This is a genomic window from Pseudomonas sp. TE3911, from assembly GCF_054062775.1.
This window is the reverse complement of sequence record NZ_JBSSFP010000001.1, coordinates 5,842,186-5,858,047: the sequence shown is the minus strand read 5'-3', so window position 1 is coordinate 5,858,047 and position 15,862 is coordinate 5,842,186. Positions and strand designations below refer to the sequence as shown.

General features: G+C 60.5%; 16 protein-coding genes. 7 read left to right on the top strand and 9 right to left on the bottom strand.

Going from position 1 to position 15,862, the window contains the following annotated elements; genetic code table 11:
* Nucleotides 1-136: 136 nt before the first annotated feature.
* Complete coding sequence (rpiA, locus tag ACVWXD_RS26610) at nucleotides 137-808, top strand: ribose-5-phosphate isomerase RpiA (protein WP_017253881.1); 672 nt, start codon at nucleotides 137-139, stop codon at nucleotides 806-808.
* Between the two features lie 51 nt (nucleotides 809-859).
* Here the strand turns inward: rpiA and ACVWXD_RS26605 are convergent, their stop codons facing one another.
* The 4 genes from ACVWXD_RS26605 to ACVWXD_RS26590 form a co-directional block, all read right to left on the bottom strand.
* Complete coding sequence (locus tag ACVWXD_RS26605) at nucleotides 860-1,774, bottom strand: SdiA-regulated domain-containing protein (RefSeq protein ID WP_032884208.1); 915 nt, start codon at nucleotides 1,772-1,774, stop codon at nucleotides 860-862.
* 120 nt (nucleotides 1,775-1,894) lie between these two features.
* Entirely contained in the window at nucleotides 1,895-2,821 is a 927-nt protein-coding gene (locus ACVWXD_RS26600) for an SdiA-regulated domain-containing protein (RefSeq protein WP_095185154.1), read from the bottom strand.
* A 251-nt stretch (nucleotides 2,822-3,072) separates the two neighbouring features.
* On the bottom strand, nucleotides 3,073-3,738 hold the full coding sequence (locus ACVWXD_RS26595) for a fumarylacetoacetate hydrolase family protein (RefSeq protein ID WP_260367075.1): 666 nt from the start codon (nucleotides 3,736-3,738) through the stop codon (nucleotides 3,073-3,075).
* Between the two features lie 23 nt (nucleotides 3,739-3,761).
* Nucleotides 3,762-5,156: an FAD-binding oxidoreductase gene (locus ACVWXD_RS26590; protein WP_032884215.1), complete on the bottom strand. Its 1,395-nt coding sequence runs from the start codon at nucleotides 5,154-5,156 to the stop codon at nucleotides 3,762-3,764.
* Nucleotides 5,157-5,361: 205 nt separating this feature from the next.
* On the opposite strand from ACVWXD_RS26590, the gene serA reads away from it, so the two are divergent.
* Nucleotides 5,362-6,591, top strand: a complete 1,230-nt coding sequence (gene serA, locus ACVWXD_RS26585; RefSeq protein WP_003176761.1) for a phosphoglycerate dehydrogenase — start codon at nucleotides 5,362-5,364, stop codon at nucleotides 6,589-6,591.
* A 68-nt stretch (nucleotides 6,592-6,659) separates the two neighbouring features.
* On the opposite strand, the gene ACVWXD_RS26580 is transcribed toward serA, so the two are convergent.
* Entirely contained in the window at nucleotides 6,660-7,100 is a 441-nt protein-coding gene (locus ACVWXD_RS26580; protein ID WP_457371510.1) for a DUF4399 domain-containing protein, read from the bottom strand.
* A gap of 134 nt (nucleotides 7,101-7,234) precedes the next feature.
* On the opposite strand from ACVWXD_RS26580, the gene ACVWXD_RS26575 reads away from it, so the two are divergent.
* Nucleotides 7,235-7,759 (top strand): transporter substrate-binding domain-containing protein, encoded by a 525-nt coding sequence (locus tag ACVWXD_RS26575; RefSeq protein WP_401384216.1) that lies wholly within the window; start codon nucleotides 7,235-7,237, stop codon nucleotides 7,757-7,759.
* Here ACVWXD_RS26575 and ACVWXD_RS26570 read toward each other — a convergent pair.
* Both ACVWXD_RS26570 and ACVWXD_RS26565 read right to left on the bottom strand, forming a co-directional pair.
* Nucleotides 7,710-8,192 (bottom strand): DUF523 domain-containing protein, encoded by a 483-nt coding sequence (locus tag ACVWXD_RS26570; RefSeq protein ID WP_032884217.1) that lies wholly within the window; start codon nucleotides 8,190-8,192, stop codon nucleotides 7,710-7,712. The two genes, ACVWXD_RS26575 and ACVWXD_RS26570, sit on opposite strands and share 50 nt — an antisense overlap.
* A 2-nt stretch (nucleotides 8,193-8,194) precedes the next feature.
* On the bottom strand, nucleotides 8,195-8,827 hold the full coding sequence (locus ACVWXD_RS26565) for a 2OG-Fe(II) oxygenase (RefSeq protein ID WP_095185157.1): 633 nt from the start codon (nucleotides 8,825-8,827) through the stop codon (nucleotides 8,195-8,197).
* Nucleotides 8,828-8,958: 131 nt separating this feature from the next.
* Between ACVWXD_RS26565 and ACVWXD_RS26560 the strand changes: the two genes are divergently transcribed.
* Nucleotides 8,959-9,711 (top strand): DUF2059 domain-containing protein, encoded by a 753-nt coding sequence (locus tag ACVWXD_RS26560; RefSeq protein ID WP_457371509.1) that lies wholly within the window; start codon nucleotides 8,959-8,961, stop codon nucleotides 9,709-9,711.
* Nucleotides 9,712-9,815: 104 nt separating this feature from the next.
* Here the strand turns inward: ACVWXD_RS26560 and bipL are convergent, their stop codons facing one another.
* Nucleotides 9,816-10,757, bottom strand: coding sequence for a phospholipase BipL (bipL, locus tag ACVWXD_RS26555; protein ID WP_032884220.1), 942 nt, complete (start codon nucleotides 10,755-10,757; stop codon nucleotides 9,816-9,818).
* Nucleotides 10,758-10,861: 104 nt separating this feature from the next.
* On the opposite strand from bipL, the gene ACVWXD_RS26550 reads away from it, so the two are divergent.
* Nucleotides 10,862-11,437: a DUF6436 domain-containing protein gene (locus ACVWXD_RS26550; protein ID WP_032884222.1), complete on the top strand. Its 576-nt coding sequence runs from the start codon at nucleotides 10,862-10,864 to the stop codon at nucleotides 11,435-11,437.
* A gap of 27 nt (nucleotides 11,438-11,464) precedes the next feature.
* Entirely contained in the window at nucleotides 11,465-13,819 is a 2,355-nt protein-coding gene (locus tag ACVWXD_RS26545) for a penicillin acylase family protein (protein ID WP_457371508.1), read from the top strand.
* Between the two features lie 29 nt (nucleotides 13,820-13,848).
* On the opposite strand, the gene ACVWXD_RS26540 is transcribed toward ACVWXD_RS26545, so the two are convergent.
* Entirely contained in the window at nucleotides 13,849-14,820 is a 972-nt protein-coding gene (locus ACVWXD_RS26540; protein WP_457371507.1) for a GlxA family transcriptional regulator, read from the bottom strand.
* Between the two features lie 292 nt (nucleotides 14,821-15,112).
* Between ACVWXD_RS26540 and ACVWXD_RS26535 the strand changes: the two genes are divergently transcribed.
* Complete coding sequence (locus ACVWXD_RS26535; protein ID WP_099601719.1) at nucleotides 15,113-15,751, top strand: HD domain-containing protein; 639 nt, start codon at nucleotides 15,113-15,115, stop codon at nucleotides 15,749-15,751.
* Nucleotides 15,752-15,862: the final 111 nt, after the last annotated feature.

The window sequence follows — 15,862 nt, the reverse complement described above, 5'->3', positions numbered from 1 at the left end:
CGGCGGGAATCACTGGGCGAGTTGGGCAGGGCCGAGGAGTCTAACCCGGCTTTTGGCCGTACGACCACACGAATCCCGAGGTTTTGTTGGGTTATACTCGCGCCCCTCTTTACTCCCCGCCCGTTCCGGAGCCCGCATGACCCAGGATCAACTCAAACAGGCAGTGGCACAGGCCGCTGTCGATTTAATCCTTCCTAAACTCGACGACAAAAGCATCGTCGGTGTCGGCACCGGCTCCACTGCCAACTGCTTTATCGATGCGCTGGCCCAGCACAAGGGCGCGTTCGATGGCGCCGTGGCCAGCTCCGAAGCCACTGCCGCACGCCTGAAAGGCCATGGCATTCCGGTGTACGAGCTCAACACCGTGAGCGACCTGGAGTTCTATGTCGACGGCGCCGATGAGAGCGACGCGCACCTGAACCTGATCAAGGGCGGCGGCGCAGCCCTGACTCGCGAGAAGATCGTCGCGGCCGTGGCCAAGACCTTCATCTGCATCGCCGACGCCAGCAAGCTGGTACCGGTCCTCGGCGCATTCCCGCTGCCGGTGGAAGTCATCCCGATGGCCCGCAGCCACGTGGCCCGCGAGCTGGTGAAGCTGGGCGGCGATCCGGTTTACCGCGAAGGCGTGCTGACCGACAACGGCAACATCATCCTCGACGTATTCAATATGCAGATCACCAATCCGGTGGAGCTTGAAACGCAGATCAATGCCATCGTCGGCGTGGTCACCAACGGCCTGTTCGCTGCGCGTCCGGCGGATGTGCTGCTCTTGGGCACTTCCGAAGGCGTGAAAACCCTCAAGGCCTGAGGACACCACCAATCCAACGTGGGAGGGGGCCTGCCCCCGAATGGCGGTGTGTCAGGGACTGGGTTTCTTGAACACGTAGAACAGGTTCGGCTCGCTGACCAGGTACAACGTACCTTCGTCGTCCATGGCGATCCCTTCGGCCTGAGGCACACGTTTTTTCAGGCCATGGCGCCCATTGAGTAGAGAAAGACTGCTCAATGGGCGACCGTCGATATCCAGTTCCAACACCAAAAATGACTCATCCGACAGCGCCAGCAGATGGCCGCTGCGCTCGTCGTATTGCAGGCTCGACAGATCGCGTACAAACAGCCCGGCGTCACGCTTGGGGTTATTGATCACGTGCACCGAGTAGGTTTTTTCCGGTTTGAAATGAGGAAACCCGTGGACCTCATAGATCAACATCGGATCGCGCTCCTTGGCCACGAACAGGCGCTTGCCCACTGAGTCATAGGCCAGCCCCTCAAAGCCCTTGTTGCCACCTACATGCAGGCCCAGGGTCATTTGCTCTGCATCTGCGGCGTCGAGGAACTGGGTGTCGTCGTCAACATGCACCTTGATCAGGCGCTGTTGGCGTTCATCGGTGATGACGTAGATGTTGTCGCTGATGAACTCCACGGCCTCGGCATCACCAAATCCCACCAAGGGAATGCGCCGCAGGATCTTGCCGTCCAGCGACAACTCGATCAGTTCGGCGTTTTGATTGGTCACGGTAAACAGGCTTTTGCGCACAGGGTCATAGGTGAGTGCCGAGACATCGTCATCGAGCCCCTCGATGACTTGGGCCTCCAGCGTTACCCGGTAATCGGCGAGGCCAATGGAACGCTCATCGGCGGGATGACGCCATGTCTGCCAATTGAACCAAGCGCGCTCGAACAAGCGAAAGTGCTGCCCAGCGACCCCGGCGCAGATCAGGGCGATCAGCACGAACAGAAAAAGAATGGGCTTGGGGCGGGCAAGTCGGCGCATTGGGCGGGCTCAAAATCAAAAGTGGCGAATGAATATCACGCCTGTCTGAATTTAAACTTAAACGCGCCCGGATGTCTGGCGAATGCCGCTGATAGAGAAATATCCGACGTAACTGGTCGATTATTTCTGCTTTTCGAAACGATAGAACAGATTCGGCTCACTCACTATGTACAGAGTGCCTTCCTCATCCATGGTCACCCCTTCCGCACGAGGAATGGTTTTGTTGAGACCATTGAAGCCGCCCAGCAAGGTCATGAAGCTGACTTGTTCGCCCTTCTCGTCCAGCTCCAGCAGCAGGTGAGAGTCGGCCGAAAGCGCAAGGAGGTGGCCGGTGCGCGGATCGACAGCCAGGGCCGAGAGGTTGCGCATATCCAGTTCTTTGCTGGCGAGTTTTTGTTTATCACCGTTCAGGATCTGGCTGCCGTCGCTTTTCCAGGTAAACAATGCCGGCGGGCGCTCTTCGCCCAACACCAGTTGCTGGTTGCGCTTGTCCCAGGTGATCGCCTCAAAAGCTTTGTTCTGGTCTTTGGACGGGCCCAGGTCGTAGGCCTGGAAATCAGCCTTGTTCAACTGTTGGGTCGTCGCGTCGACCTTGACGATGGTCAGGCTGTGCTGGCGCTCGTCGACCACTGCCATCAGCCCGTTTTCCAGGACCGTCACGCCTTCCGGATTTTCCCAGCCATTGAGCGGCATCTTGCGGAGCACATCGCCTTGCAGGCTCAACTCAACGAGGAACGGGTTTTTGCCCATGACGGAAAACAGCGTTTTGGTCTGCGGGTTGTAGGCGACGTCCGAGGCTTCGTCCTTCTCCATTCCCGGCAACACCTTGGCGTCGATGACCGCGTGGTAGTCCGGCAGCCATACGCTTTCACTGCGCTCGGTGGGCGTCTCGAAGCGCTCCAGCACCCACAGCACGCCGCGGTCATCCCAATGCATGGCCCAGGCAACGCCATAAAAGATGGCCCCCGCCAGAAACAGCCAGGAATACCAGCGCAGGGCAAAACGGGAACGCGGCTTGGGTGTGGCGGAGGGCAGGGACACGGCCATGGGGCGCTTTTTCCGGAAAGTCAGCGTTAGGTGATAGCACAGGATCGACGGGCCCGCGCTCTGGAGGCTGGGGATTATCCGGATGGCGTGTGAAAAAAATGCAAAAACCCGGGGCTTTACCGGCCGACACAACTCCAATGTGGGAGGGGGCTTGCCCCCGATAGCAGCGCGTCAGTCAACATCCACTTAACTGATACACCGCCATCGGAGGCAAGCCCCCTCCCACAGGTTTGACCGCGTTGGCCAGGTGCTTATCGAACGCTGCTGTCGAAGCGATTCACGCCCGCCAATTCCAACACCAACTCATCACCCACATTCAGCGGACCCACGCCAGCCGGGGTGCCGGTGAGAATCACATCACCAGCCTGCAGCGAGAAGCAGCCGGCCATGTGCTGGATCATCGGGATGATCGGGTTGAGCATTTGCGAGCTGTTGCCGTCCTGGCGCAATTCGCCGTTGATGGTCAGGCGAATGCCGATATCGGTCACGTCCGGGAAAGTGCTGCCCACCACGAACGGTGCGATCACTGCCGCGCCGTCGAAGGATTTGGCAATTTCCCACGGCAGGCCCTTGGCTTTCAGCTCGGCCTGTTTGTCACGCAGTGTCAGGTCCAGGGCCGGGGCGAAGCCGGAGATGGCGTCCAGCACTTCTTCACGGCTTGGCTTGTTCGACAACGGCTTGCCGATCAATACCGCGATTTCCGCTTCGTAGTGCACCGAGCCACGGTCGGCAGGGATGGCAAAACCGCCTTCCAGCGCCACGACACAGCTGCCGGGCTTGATGAACAGCAACGGTTCGGTCGGCACTGGATTATCCAGTTCCTTGGCATGTTCGGCGTAGTTACGGCCAATGCACACCACTTTACCCACCGGGAAGTGGATGTTGGTGCCGTCGACATACTTGTGCTGGTAGCTCATGGAACGACTCCTTCGGGGGGCGGTTAAACAGCGAAGATCTTGCCAGGGTTCATGATCCCGTTCGGGTCGAACACTGCTTTGACGGCCTTCATGTATTCAATTTCGACCGGCGAACGGCTGTACGTCAGGTAATCGCGCTTGGTCATGCCCACGCCGTGTTCGGCGGAGATAGAGCCGTTGTATTTCTCAACGGTCTCGAACACCCATTTGTTCACGGTGGCGCATTTGGCGAAGAACTCGTCCTTGCTCAGGCTTTCCGGCTTGAGAATGTTCAAGTGCAGGTTGCCGTCACCGATATGGCCAAACCAGACGATTTCGAAGTCCGGATAGTGTTCGCCGACGATCGCGTCAATTTCTTTCAAGAACGCTGGCACTTTGGAGACAGTGACTGAGATATCGTTCTTGTACGGCGTCCAGTGGGAAATGGTCTCGGAGATGTACTCGCGCAGTTTCCACAGGTTGTGCAGTTGGGTTTCGCTCTGGCTCATCACGCCGTCCAGCACCCAGCCCTGTTCGACACAGTGTTCGAAGGTTTCCAGCGCGTGGTTGGCGACTTCTTCGGTGGTGGCTTCGAATTCCAGCAGTGCGTAGAACGGGCACTCGGTTTCAAACGGTGCCGGCACATCGCCACGACCCAGCACTTTGGCCAGGGCTTTGTCGGAGAAGAACTCGAACGCGGTCAGGTCCAGCTTGCTCTGGAACGCGTGCAGCACCGGCATGATCGAGTCGAAGTCGGTGGTGCCGAGCACCATGGCGGTCAGGTTCTTCGGCGCACGGTCCAGGCGCATGGTGGCCTCGACCACAAAACCCAGGGTGCCTTCAGCGCCGATGAACAGCTGGCGCATGTCGTAGCCGGTGGCGTTCTTGATTAAGTCGCGGTTCAGTTCCAGCACATCGCCTTTGCCGGTGACGACTTTCATGCCGGCGACCCAGTTACGGGTCATGCCGTAGCGAATAACCTTGATCCCGCCGGCATTGGTGCCGATATTGCCGCCAATTTGGCTGGAACCGGATGAGGCGAAGTCCACCGGGTAGTACAGGCCTTTTTCTTCGGCGACGTTCTGCAACTGCTTTGTGACCACGCCCGGCTGGCACACGGCGGTGCGGTCGGTGAGGTTCACGTCCAGAATCTGGTTCATATAGTCGAAGGACACGACCACTTCGCCATTGGCCGCAACAGCAGCTGCAGACAGGCCAGTGCGACCGCCAGACGGCACCAGTGCCACCTTATGCTCATTGGCCCAACGGACAATGGCCTGTACCTGCTCGATGGTCTTGGGGAACACGATGGCGGTGGGCGCGGGTGCGAAGTGCTTGGTCCAATCCTTGCCGTAAGTCTCCAGGGAGTCGGCGTCGGTCAGCACTTTGCCGGGCTCAACCAGGGTCTTTAGCTCATCAATCAGGGCAGGATGGGTCATCGACAGAACTCTCGAACAATTCATGGTCATCCTGAGAACGCTTCACGTCGCAGGAATAGGTGTTTAGCGGGGCGCGTATGCTAGCATACCGCCCCCGCAGGACAGAGCCCAAGGGCGTTTCTGCGGTGACGGCTTTCCTGCCGTCCGGGTCAGCTTGCGCTGCTCGATTCCCTGCCATTTTTCTCCGGGATACAGGTTTACGCAGATGAGCAAGACTTCTCTCGATAAGAGCAAGATCAAGTTCCTTCTTCTGGAAGGCGTCCACCCATCGGCTGTCGACGTTCTGAAAGCCGCCGGGTACACCAGCATTGAGTACATCACCAGTTCTCTGCCGGAAGCCCAGCTCAAGGAAAAGATCGCCGACGCGCACTTCATCGGCATTCGCTCCCGCACTCAGCTGACCGAAGAAATCTTCGATCACGCCAAGAAACTCGTGGCTGTCGGCTGTTTCTGCATCGGCACCAACCAGGTCGACCTCAACGCTGCGCGCGAACGCGGCATCGCGGTGTTCAACGCACCGTACTCCAACACCCGTTCCGTTGCGGAGCTGGTGCTGGCCGAGGCCATCCTGCTGCTGCGCGGCATCCCGGAGAAGAACGCTTCCTGCCACCGTGGCGGCTGGATCAAAAGCGCGGCCAACTCCTTCGAAATCCGCGGCAAGAAGCTGGGCATCGTCGGCTATGGCTCGATCGGCACTCAGCTGTCGGTACTGGCTGAAGGCCTGGGCATGCAGGTGTTCTTCTACGACACCCTGACCAAGCTGCCATTGGGCAACGCTACCCAGGTGTCGAGCCTGACCGAGCTGCTGGGCATGTCCGATATCGTGACCCTGCACGTTCCGGAAACCGCTGAGACCCAGTGGATGATCGGCGAGAAGGAAATCCGCGCCATTAAGAAAGGCGGCATCCTGATCAACGCCGCGCGCGGCACTGTGGTCGAGCTGGACGCCCTGGCCGACGCGATCAAGGACAAGCACCTGATCGGCGCCGCCATCGACGTGTTCCCGGTGGAGCCTCGCTCCAACGACGATATCTTCGAAAGCCCACTGCGTGGCCTGGACAACGTGATCCTGACTCCGCATATCGGCGGCTCCACCGCCGAAGCGCAGGCCAACATCGGCCTGGAAGTCTCGGAAAAGCTGGTCAAGTACAGCGACAACGGTACGTCGGTATCGTCTGTGAACTTCCCGGAAGTGGCCCTGCCGGCTCACCCTGGCAAGCACCGTCTGCTGCACATCCACCAGAACATCCCTGGCGTGATGATGGAGATCAACAAGGTCTTCGCGGAAAACGGCATCAACATCTCCGGTCAGTTCCTGCAGACCAACGAGAAGGTTGGCTACGTGGTGATCGACGTCGACGCCGAGTACTCGGACCTGGCGCAAGAGAAGCTGCAGCACATCAACGGCACTATCCGTAGCCGCGTGTTGTTCTAACGCTTTAAACGCTGCACAAAAAAATGGGAGACCCGCAGGGGCCTCCCATTTTTTTGTCTGAACACATCTTACTTGACGTTAACCGTGATCACTTTCGACGCTACAGTGGGTTCGAACTGGCGATGCACGTTGTCGCCAGCTACCAGCTGCAGGGTGTGCTTGCCTGGAGTCAGGGTCAGTTCGGTTTCGGTTTGCGCCTTGCCGAAGTGAATCGAAGTTGCAGTGGCCGGGATGGCTTCGTCGGCTTTAAGCGACTGCACGTCCTGGTCTACCAGCAAGTGGTGGTGGCCGGCGTTAGGCACTTGCTTGTCGATCGGCTCCAGGTCCAGGCTCTTGACGCCGAATTTGACAGTGAAGGTTTTGTCGACGGTGGCGCCATCTTTGGGCGAGACGATAAACACCTCCGCGCCCTTGGGTGCTGGGGTACGAGGCACATCAGCGGCATTTGCCAACACCGAGGCACCCAGCAACAGGCTGGTAATCGTTGCACGGGACAAAAGGGCTTTCATTCGCTTCTCCAGTTTTTCTGTGAAATCTGTAGGGTTATGACAACTTCGCGATAAATTGCTGTCCAAGTCACTCACCACCATAGCAAAGCGATGCTGAACGGCGTCTCGCACATTCGAATTCTTTAGGAGTGACCATGCGCTTTTCGCCTGGCCTGTTACTTTTGCTTCCCCTTCTGAGCCCCTTGGCTCATGCCGAACTGATCGACGACGTCAATGATCGCGGTGAACTGCGCATCGCCATTGAAGCCAACACCCCGCCCTATAACTTCAAGGAAGGCGAAAAGCTCACCGGTTTTGAAGTCGAGCTGGGAGAACTGCTGGCTAAAGAAATGGACGTGCGCCCCTCGTTTATCACCACTGATGGCGCCGACCTGCTGCCAGGGGTTGCCACCGGCAAATACGACGTGGCCATCAACCATATCGCTCTGACTGCCGAGCTTAAGGATCAGTTCGATTTCAGCGAGGCTTATAGCGAGAAACCCGAGCTGGCAATCCCGTTCCAGAAAGGCAACCCGGCGTTCAAGACCAGCCTGGACGGGGCGTTGAAGCGGGTGAAGGACGATGGCCGGTTGAAAGCGCTGTCGCAGAAGTGGTTAGAGGGGGATGCCTCTACAGAAGCGCCAACGCCTGTGCCGCCTCCGGCAACTCCAGCTCACTGAACACCTGCACCCCATGGCGTTTGAGCAGCGCCGCCGTGACGCCCTCGCCGCTCACCTTTACGCCGGTGAAGGTGCCGTCATAGGTCAGCAGGTTGCCGCAGGATGGGCTATTGGCCTTTAAGATGGCGACGCGGATGTTGTGGCGCTGCACCAGCGCCAACGCTTGGCGGGCGCCGTCTAGGAAGGCGGCGCTGAAGTCTTCGCCCTCGGCAGTCAGTACTTTGGCGCGACCTTCCCAGACATCGATGCCTTGCCCGCCGGGAATTTCGGCAGAGGGCCTGGGCGTCGGCAAACCGCCCGACACTTCCGGGCAGATCGCAACCACACGGCCTTCGGCCTGCCACGCAGCCAATTGATCGAACGGCCCGCTGGCTCCGCCGTCATAACGCACCTTGTGCCCGAGCAGGCAGCGGCTGATCAGTATCTTTTGCATGATTAAAACGGCTCGTTGCCCCGCCGCCGAAACCAGCCGGTGAGGGACAGGCGTTCGCGCGTGGCGGGCATAACTTCGTGGGGCACTTCGCCCGACAGGAACACCACCAGGCAACCGCCGGTAGGCACCACATCGTATTCAACACCGTCCTTGAGGTACATGCGCAACTGGCCACCATGCTCGGGCAGCCAGGCGTCATTCAGGTAGATCACCGCCGAAACCATGCGCCGGTCATCGTCGCGGAAACGGTCCAGGTGCTTGAGGTAAAACGCCCCTGGTGGGTACATCGCGAAGTGGCTTTCGAAGTCTTCCAGACCGAGGAACAGCCCTCGATTCATCGCCAGGCGCAGGCTGTCCATCAACGCCATGTAGCTGTCGCAGACGGCGGCGTCGCCCTCCTCCAGCCACTGGATATGGTCGCCGCGAATGCCCTCGCGGATCTCCTGGGATGGTCCGCGCCCCACCGCCGCCGGTGCCAATTCACCCTCGGCCGCACGTTTACGGCACTCAGCCGCCAGTTCCAGGGTCAGAGCCTGGGGCAGGAAGCCGTTCTGCTGCGACCAACCTTTCTCGGCCAGGTCGTCGACAATGCGTTGCAGCAGGGGGTGATCAAGGGGTATTTGCATGGCGCGCATAGTATCCATACGCCTTCAAATCCGACAGCGCCGTCGAGCGTCTCAATACACTTTAGTCAGGTGACTGATAGGACTTCTCGACAAATCCTACGCCCGACACGGACAATAGTGGCCGACTGACAGGAGTCCATATGCGTCGTTTGTTTTTTTCCTTGCTGATGTTCTGCGTTTTGCCCGCTTGGGCAGACGGCCATGACCAGTTGTACAAGGTCGCCGGCTGGGCCGAACAACGTGCGCATTTCAATGACGCCCTCAGTGCCGCCCAGCAGCGCTACCGCAATAGCCTGCCGCCGGCGGTGTACCAGGCGCTGGTGGACAACAGCAATAAGCGCTTTGCCGCCCAGGCCATGGACCAGCGCGCCGAGGCACAATTGCGCAAGAACCTGGCGGATCCCAAGCCTGCCCTGGCGTTCTTCCAATCACCGCTGGGCCGCAAGATTGTCGCCGCAGAGCTGCTGGCCACCCGCCGCGACCAACTGGCCAAAAACGCCCAAGGCCTGCCGAAAATCGAAGCCGACGCCACCCGCAGCCTGATCATCGGCCACCTGGCCCAGGCCCTGCCCGCCCGCGAGGCCGGTGCGGAAGTCAGCCTGGCGATTGCCGGCGTGGCGGCCGACAGTTTGAGCCAAATGATTCCCGGTTTGCTGGGCGGTGCTCAGGCGCAGGGCATGTTGAATGGTCAACGTGAACGGCTGATGCAGCAGATCGATAAGGATCTGAACAACACCCTGCTGTACGTCTATCGGGATTTGTCCGACCCGGAGCTGGAAGAGTTCGCCACGTTTGCAGAGTCGCCGGAAGGTAAGGCGTATTACCAGGCGGCGCTGGCAGCTATTCGCGCGGGGCTGGCGGTCGGCCAAAGCACTTCAAGCCTGACGCAGTAGAAAATATGGGAGGGGGCTTGCCCCCGATGGCAGTGGGTCAGCTACAGATAAGCTGACTGATGCACCGCTATCGGGAGCAAGCCCCCTCCCACATTTGGATTGTGTTATTTCAAATGGTCTGTCAAATACCGGAAGTACTCTTCACGAATCTCGGGAATCTCATTCGCCAGGTGATGCCTTCCCCGCTTCAGCATCAGCACCTCAGGCTGGTCGAACTTACCCCGAAGCACCTGCAAGTTGTGCTGCCAGTCCACCGTCATGTCTTCCTCACCCTGCACAATCACCGGCCTCCGGGGGCTGCGCGGTGCGGCTTCGATGCGCTTGATCCAGCGCGCCAACGCCCCCACCCAGGCGGTGGGCAGTTGGCGCGGCTGAAGCGGGTCGGCCTCCAGGAACGGCTTGAAGGCGGGGTCGTTAGTGTTCTCGCTGAAACGCCGGGCGATACCTTTGACGAACGGACGCAGCAGGTAATAACTGACCTGCGACCACCCCCACGCACGCGGCCGCACTAACGGTGACAGCAGGAAGGTCTTGCCTTGGGCCGGGCTGTCGGCCCCCTGGTTGAGCAAATGGTCCACCACCACCGCGCCGCCCGTGCTCTGCCCAAACAGATGCCAGGGCTGCGGCAATTTCAGCGCCTGGGCTTGGGCGAACAGCGCCTGCACCACCTCCTGGTACACCGCAAAATCATCGATGCTGGCCCGCGCGCCGCTGGACAGGCCATGGCCCGGCAGGTCGCAGGCGATCACCACAAAACCCTGGTCCAGCGCCCAGTCCACCACGTGGCGGTACAGGCCCATGTGGTCGTAGAAGCCGTGAAACATAAACATCGTCGCCACCGGTTGTGGGGGCGACCACACCTGCCCCACCACCTCGAACCCGCGCACCTCAAAGCGCCCCAGGCGGCTCACAGCCGGCACTTTGCGCGCGGCCAGGTCCAATCCATAAAAGCGCTGGTACACCCGCGCTTCGGCGCTGAGCGGTTGCGCATCCACCAGGGGTCGCAAGCTGTCGCGCAGATGATCGGGGTCAAAGGTAACGGGCATAAGGGGTTCCAGACTTAACGCACAGGGCAGATGAATATCGAGCTGCGATATTCATCTGTCAGGACAAGCATGGCAAGCTACGCGACCTTCGAGGATAGATCCGGATGCGACAACCCTACCGTACCACCCTGTTCGCCAGCCTGATCCTGATCATCTGCGCTGTCGCGCTGTGGGCCGCGTATGACTGGTTCCAGGGCCGCTACCTGCGCGCCTTCAGCGAACACACAGCGGTGTTTTCCGGCGATGCACTGCGCCTGCCCGCCGAGCTGAGCGGGCCTGGCCCGATCCGCCTGGTGCACTTCTGGGACCCGGCCTGCCCGTGCAACGTCGGTAATCAGCAACACTTGGGCGAGTTGATCGAGCAATACGCGCCACAAGGCGTCGAGTTCTACGCCCTGCAAAAACCTGACAGCCACGGCCGTTTGCCAGACAACCTGCGCAGCATGAAGATCCTCACCGCCCTGCCCGGCGCCGACCAAGTACCGGCCAGCCCGGCCGTGGGCATCTGGGATCGCACGGGCAAGCTCGCGTATTTCGGGCCGTACAGCGAAGGCCTGACGTGCAACGCCAGCAACAGTTTTATCGAGCCGATCCTGAAGGCACTCCAAGCGGGGCGCGAAGTGAATGCCACTCACACCTTGGCAGTGGGCTGCTATTGTTCGTGGCCTGAAGATCGTTAGTCACTCCACTCCCGGTAAGGAAAGTTCATGAAGCGCGTCTTGCGGGTTCTCGCGGTTCTGCTGGTGCTGATCGCCCTCGGCGGCGGCTGGTACGTGTACAGCAAGCAGCCCACTCGCCAGGGCTCGGTCACGCTGGCCAACCTGCAAGGCTCGGTCACGGTGCGCTACGACGACCGTGGCGTGCCGCATATTCGCGCCGACAACGAGACAGACCTGTATCGCGCCCTGGGCTATGTGCACGCCCAGGACCGGTTGTTCCAGATGGAGATCATGCGGCGCCTGTCCCGTGGAGAGTTGGCCGAAGTACTCGGCCCCAAGCTGCTGGAGACCGACAAACTGTTTCGTAGCCTGCGCATCCGTGAGCGGGCCTTGAGCTATGTGGAGCAGATGGATCACGAGTCTGCGTCCTGGAAGGCCCTGCAAGCCTATCTGGATGGAATCAATCAGTATCAGGACACCCACGCCAGCCCCATGGAGTTTGACGTGCTGGGCATCCCCAAGCGCCGGTTCACCGCCGAAGACACCATCAGCGTCGCCGGATATATGGCCTACAGCTTTGCCGCCGCGTTTCGCACCGAGCCCTTGTTGACCTACGTTCGCGACCAATTGGGCGGTAACTACCTGAAAGTGTTCGACCTCGACTGGCAACCCAAAGGCGCACTCAACCTGGCTGCCGGCGATTGGCAAACCCTCGGTGCCATCGCGTCCCTGAGCGAACAGGCCTTGGCCGACAACGGCTTGCCGCAGTTCGAAGGCAGCAACGCTTGGGCCATCAGCGGCAGTCGCACCAAGAGCGGCAAGCCGCTACTGGCGGGTGACCCGCATATCCGCTTCTCGGTGCCGTCGGTGTGGTACGAGGCGCACCTGTCGGCGCCGGGCTTTGAGCTGTATGGCTATCACAACGCGCTGGTGCCAGTGGCCTTCCTGGGGCACAACCTGGATTTCGGCTGGAGCCTGACGATGTTCCAGAACGACGACGTCGACCTGATCGCCGAGAAGCTCAACCCGGACAACCCCAACCAGGTCTGGTACCAGGGCCAATGGGTCGACATGACCAGCAGCGAACAACAGATCGCGGTGAAGGGCCAGACGCCAGTCACCTTCACCCTGCGCCAGTCGCCCCACGGGCCGATTATCAATGACGTACTCGGCGAGAGCGCCGGCAAGACGCCCATCGCCATGTGGTGGGCCTTCCTCGACACCCAGAACCCGATTCTCGACGGCTTTTATCAGCTCAACCGCGCCGACACCCTGACCAAGGCACGTGCGGCGGCGGCCAAAGTGTCGGCGCCGGGGCTGAATATCGTGTGGGCCAACGCCAAGGGCGATATCGGCTGGTGGGCGGCGGCGCAGTTGCCGATTCGTCCGGCCGGCGTCAACCCTGGGTTTATCCTCGACGGCAGCACCGCCCAGGCCGACAAATTGGGCTTCTACCCCTTCAGCGCCAACCCCCAGGAAGAAAACCCCGCGCGTGGCTATGTGGTGTCGGCCAATGCCCAACCGGCATCACCCACCGGCCTGGAAATCCCCGGCTATTACAATCTGGCCGACCGTGGCCAGCAGTTGAACGCGCAGTTAAGCGACAAAAGCGTGAAGTGGGATGTGAACAACAGCCAGGCCCTGCAACTGGGTACCACTACCGCCTTCGGCCCGCGCCTGTTGGCGCCGTTGTTGCCGGTGCTGCGTGAGGTGGTCAAAGACCCGGCACAGTTGAAACAGGTGGAACAGCTTGCAAGCTGGAAGGGTGACTACCCACTCGATTCCATCAGCGCCACGCTGTTCAACCAGTTCCTGTTCAACCTCGCCGATGCAGCCTTCCACCCGAAACTGGGTGACGCCATGTTCAAGACCCTGCTCACCACCCGCGTAATCGACGCCGCCCTGCCCCGCCTGGCTGCCGCCCCGGACTCACCCTGGTGGGACGGCAAGCGCGCCGACACCGTCAAACTCGCCTGGGACAACAGCCTCACGCACCTGAAAGCCACTTTCGGCGATGACCCGACCCAGTGGCAGTGGGGCAAGGCCCATACCCTGACCCACGGCCATCCGCTGGGTTCGCAAAAGCCGCGGGACCTGATTCTCAACGTCGGCCCCTTCCCGGCGCCCGGCACTCACGAAGTGCCGAACAATCAGTCGGCCGCCATCGGCCCCGCGCCCTGGCCGGTGACCTACGGCCCTTCGACCCGCCGTCTGATCGACTTCGCCGATGTGGCCCACGCGCTGACGATCAACCCGGTCGGTCAAAGCGGTGTGCCGTTTGACAAGCACTATGGCGACCAGGCAGAGACCTATATCGAAGGCGGTTACGAGCAAGCGCATTTCAGTGATGAGGAAGTCACGGCGAATACGCGCGGCACCTTGAAGCTACTACCGGCGCGGTAGCCCTATGCAAGCCAACGCCTACCGTTGGTCTACGCCGTTGCTGGGGGCGCAAAGTTGAGCCGAAACTGCTGCGGCGTCACCCCCAGGCGGCGATTGAACACACTGCGCATGTGCTGGGCATCGCGAAAACCGCATTGGTACGCCACGGTTTTCAATGGCGCGTGAGTACTTTCAAGCATCACCCGCGCCGCATCCACCCGGGCCAGCTCAACAAATTCCGCAGGCGTAACCTGCGCCTCACGGGCAAACACCCGAGAAAAATTGCGCGCGCTCATATTGGCAGCCTTGGCCAGGTCGGCGATGGTCAGATCCCCGGTCAAATTCGCCAATACATACAGCTGCACCAGCGCTACCGCCGATGTGGTTTCGGCGTGGGGTGTAAGAAAAGGGCTGAACTGCGACTGCCCGCCCGAACGCTGGGTGAACACCACCAGGCGCTTGGCCACGCTCAAAGCCACTTCCGGACCGTGGTCCTGGGCCAGCAGGTACAACGACAAATCGATGCCCGCCGTGACCCCGGCCGAGGTGTAGAGGTTGCCGTGCTGGACGTACAGGCGGTCGGCTTCGACCTGGGCCGAGGGGCACAGGCGCGCCAGGTCAGCGGCGTCGTTCCAATGGGTGGTGACGGTTTTTCCGTCCAGCAATCCGGCGCGCGCCAGCATGAAGGCGCCGTTGCAGATCGAGCCGAAACGTCGCGCCCGAGCGGTGGCGCCACGCAGCCAATTATCGAACGACACGCCGAAATCTTCGAACGGCAACTGCGGGCCACCGGCGACCAGCAGCAGGTCATAGGCCTGCAGGGCTTCGCTGTAATGCCTGTGGGCCTGCAATGCCAAACCATTGGAGGCGGCCATGGTGCCGTGGCCTAGCCCGATGACCTCTATCTGGTAGTGATCCTGGGGCGGCAGAAAGCGGTTGGCTTCGCAGAACACATCCATGGGGCCGGTCACATCCAGTGACTGGACGCCGGGGAAGATCAGGATGGCGACGGTCTTGTGCATGCTCACAGACACCTTTTTCTAGCGGAATAAAATGCAAACCCTGTGGGAGGGGGCTTGCTCCCGATGGCGCTGTATCAGCCAGCAGATGCAGTGCCTGGTACTCAGCAATCGGGAGCAAGCCCCCTCCCACATTGGGATTTTCGCAGGCTTCAAGAGTGATATCGCCCGCTACACCCTAGTCGATTTCTGCTTGGCACGATGTGTCGGCACATTGGCCGGGATCGCGCCCTCACCGCGATGGCCGCTGCACAGACGAGCGACCAAACTGATTGCTTTCCAGAGGAGAGCAACCATGACCACCACCATCGCCGGTATCAAGATCCCCGACAGCGCCCTGGCCAAGGCCACCACCGAGTACATCCGCGACATCGAATCCGATCTGCTCTACCACCACTCGCGGCGGGTATTTCTATTCGGCGCATTGAGCGGTGAGCGCAAGCAGTTGGCCTATAACCCGGAGTTGCTCTACGTGGGCGCGATGTTCCATGACTTGGGCCTGGTGGAAGGGTATCGCAGCGATAACGAGCGTTTCGAAGTGGACGGCGCCAACGCGGCGGCGGCCTTCCTCAAACCTTACGGGCTCAGCGATGACGATATCGAACAGGTGTGGCTGTCCATCGCCCTGCACACTACGCCAGGTGTGCCGCAGCATCTGCGCCCCACCGTCGCGCTGGTGACTGCCGGGGTGGAGATGGACGTGCTGGGCATGGACTACGCCGCGTTTAGCAGTGTGCAGCGCGAAGCAGTGGTGCATGCGCATCCACGGGGTGAAGGGTTCAAGGAGTGCATCATCTGTGCGTTCGCCGACGGCTTGCGCCATCGCCCGCAGACCACGTTTGGCAACGTGAAGACGGATGTACTGGTGGATCAGGAGCCGGGGTTCAAACCGATGAACTTTGTCGAGGTGATTCGCCAATCGCCTTGGACCTGAAATGCATCAAATGTGAGAGGGGGCTTGCCCACGATTGCTGAGTGTCAGTCACTGCGTCTATTGACTGACCCACTGCCATCGGGGGCAAGCCCCCTCCCACATTTGGACTGC

What these genes read in the sequence shown, in the direction of transcription:
- ACVWXD_RS26600 (WP_095185154.1), bottom strand. Translation starts at nt 2,821, where the DNA reads ATGGCCGTGTCCCTGCCCTCCGCCACACCCAAGCCGCGTTCCCGTTTT.
- ACVWXD_RS26570 (WP_032884217.1), bottom strand. Translation starts at nt 8,192, where the DNA reads ATGCAAAAGATACTGATCAGCCGCTGCCTGCTCGGGCACAAGGTGCGT.
- ACVWXD_RS26545 (WP_457371508.1), top strand. Translation starts at nt 11,465, where the DNA reads ATGAAGCGCGTCTTGCGGGTTCTCGCGGTTCTGCTGGTGCTGATCGCC.
- ACVWXD_RS26575 (WP_401384216.1), top strand. Translation starts at nt 7,235, where the DNA reads ATGCGCTTTTCGCCTGGCCTGTTACTTTTGCTTCCCCTTCTGAGCCCC.
- ACVWXD_RS26590 (WP_032884215.1), bottom strand. Translation starts at nt 5,156, where the DNA reads ATGACCCATCCTGCCCTGATTGATGAGCTAAAGACCCTGGTTGAGCCC.
- bipL (WP_032884220.1), bottom strand. Translation starts at nt 10,757, where the DNA reads ATGCCCGTTACCTTTGACCCCGATCATCTGCGCGACAGCTTGCGACCC.
- ACVWXD_RS26595 (WP_260367075.1), bottom strand. Translation starts at nt 3,738, where the DNA reads ATGAGCTACCAGCACAAGTATGTCGACGGCACCAACATCCACTTCCCG.
- serA (WP_003176761.1), top strand. Translation starts at nt 5,362, where the DNA reads ATGAGCAAGACTTCTCTCGATAAGAGCAAGATCAAGTTCCTTCTTCTG.
- ACVWXD_RS26535 (WP_099601719.1), top strand. Translation starts at nt 15,113, where the DNA reads ATGACCACCACCATCGCCGGTATCAAGATCCCCGACAGCGCCCTGGCC.
- rpiA (WP_017253881.1), top strand. Translation starts at nt 137, where the DNA reads ATGACCCAGGATCAACTCAAACAGGCAGTGGCACAGGCCGCTGTCGAT.
- ACVWXD_RS26540 (WP_457371507.1), bottom strand. Translation starts at nt 14,820, where the DNA reads ATGCACAAGACCGTCGCCATCCTGATCTTCCCCGGCGTCCAGTCACTG.
- ACVWXD_RS26605 (WP_032884208.1), bottom strand. Translation starts at nt 1,774, where the DNA reads ATGCGCCGACTTGCCCGCCCCAAGCCCATTCTTTTTCTGTTCGTGCTG.
- ACVWXD_RS26550 (WP_032884222.1), top strand. Translation starts at nt 10,862, where the DNA reads ATGCGACAACCCTACCGTACCACCCTGTTCGCCAGCCTGATCCTGATC.
- ACVWXD_RS26560 (WP_457371509.1), top strand. Translation starts at nt 8,959, where the DNA reads ATGCGTCGTTTGTTTTTTTCCTTGCTGATGTTCTGCGTTTTGCCCGCT.
- ACVWXD_RS26565 (WP_095185157.1), bottom strand. Translation starts at nt 8,827, where the DNA reads ATGCGCGCCATGCAAATACCCCTTGATCACCCCCTGCTGCAACGCATT.
- ACVWXD_RS26580 (WP_457371510.1), bottom strand. Translation starts at nt 7,100, where the DNA reads ATGAAAGCCCTTTTGTCCCGTGCAACGATTACCAGCCTGTTGCTGGGT.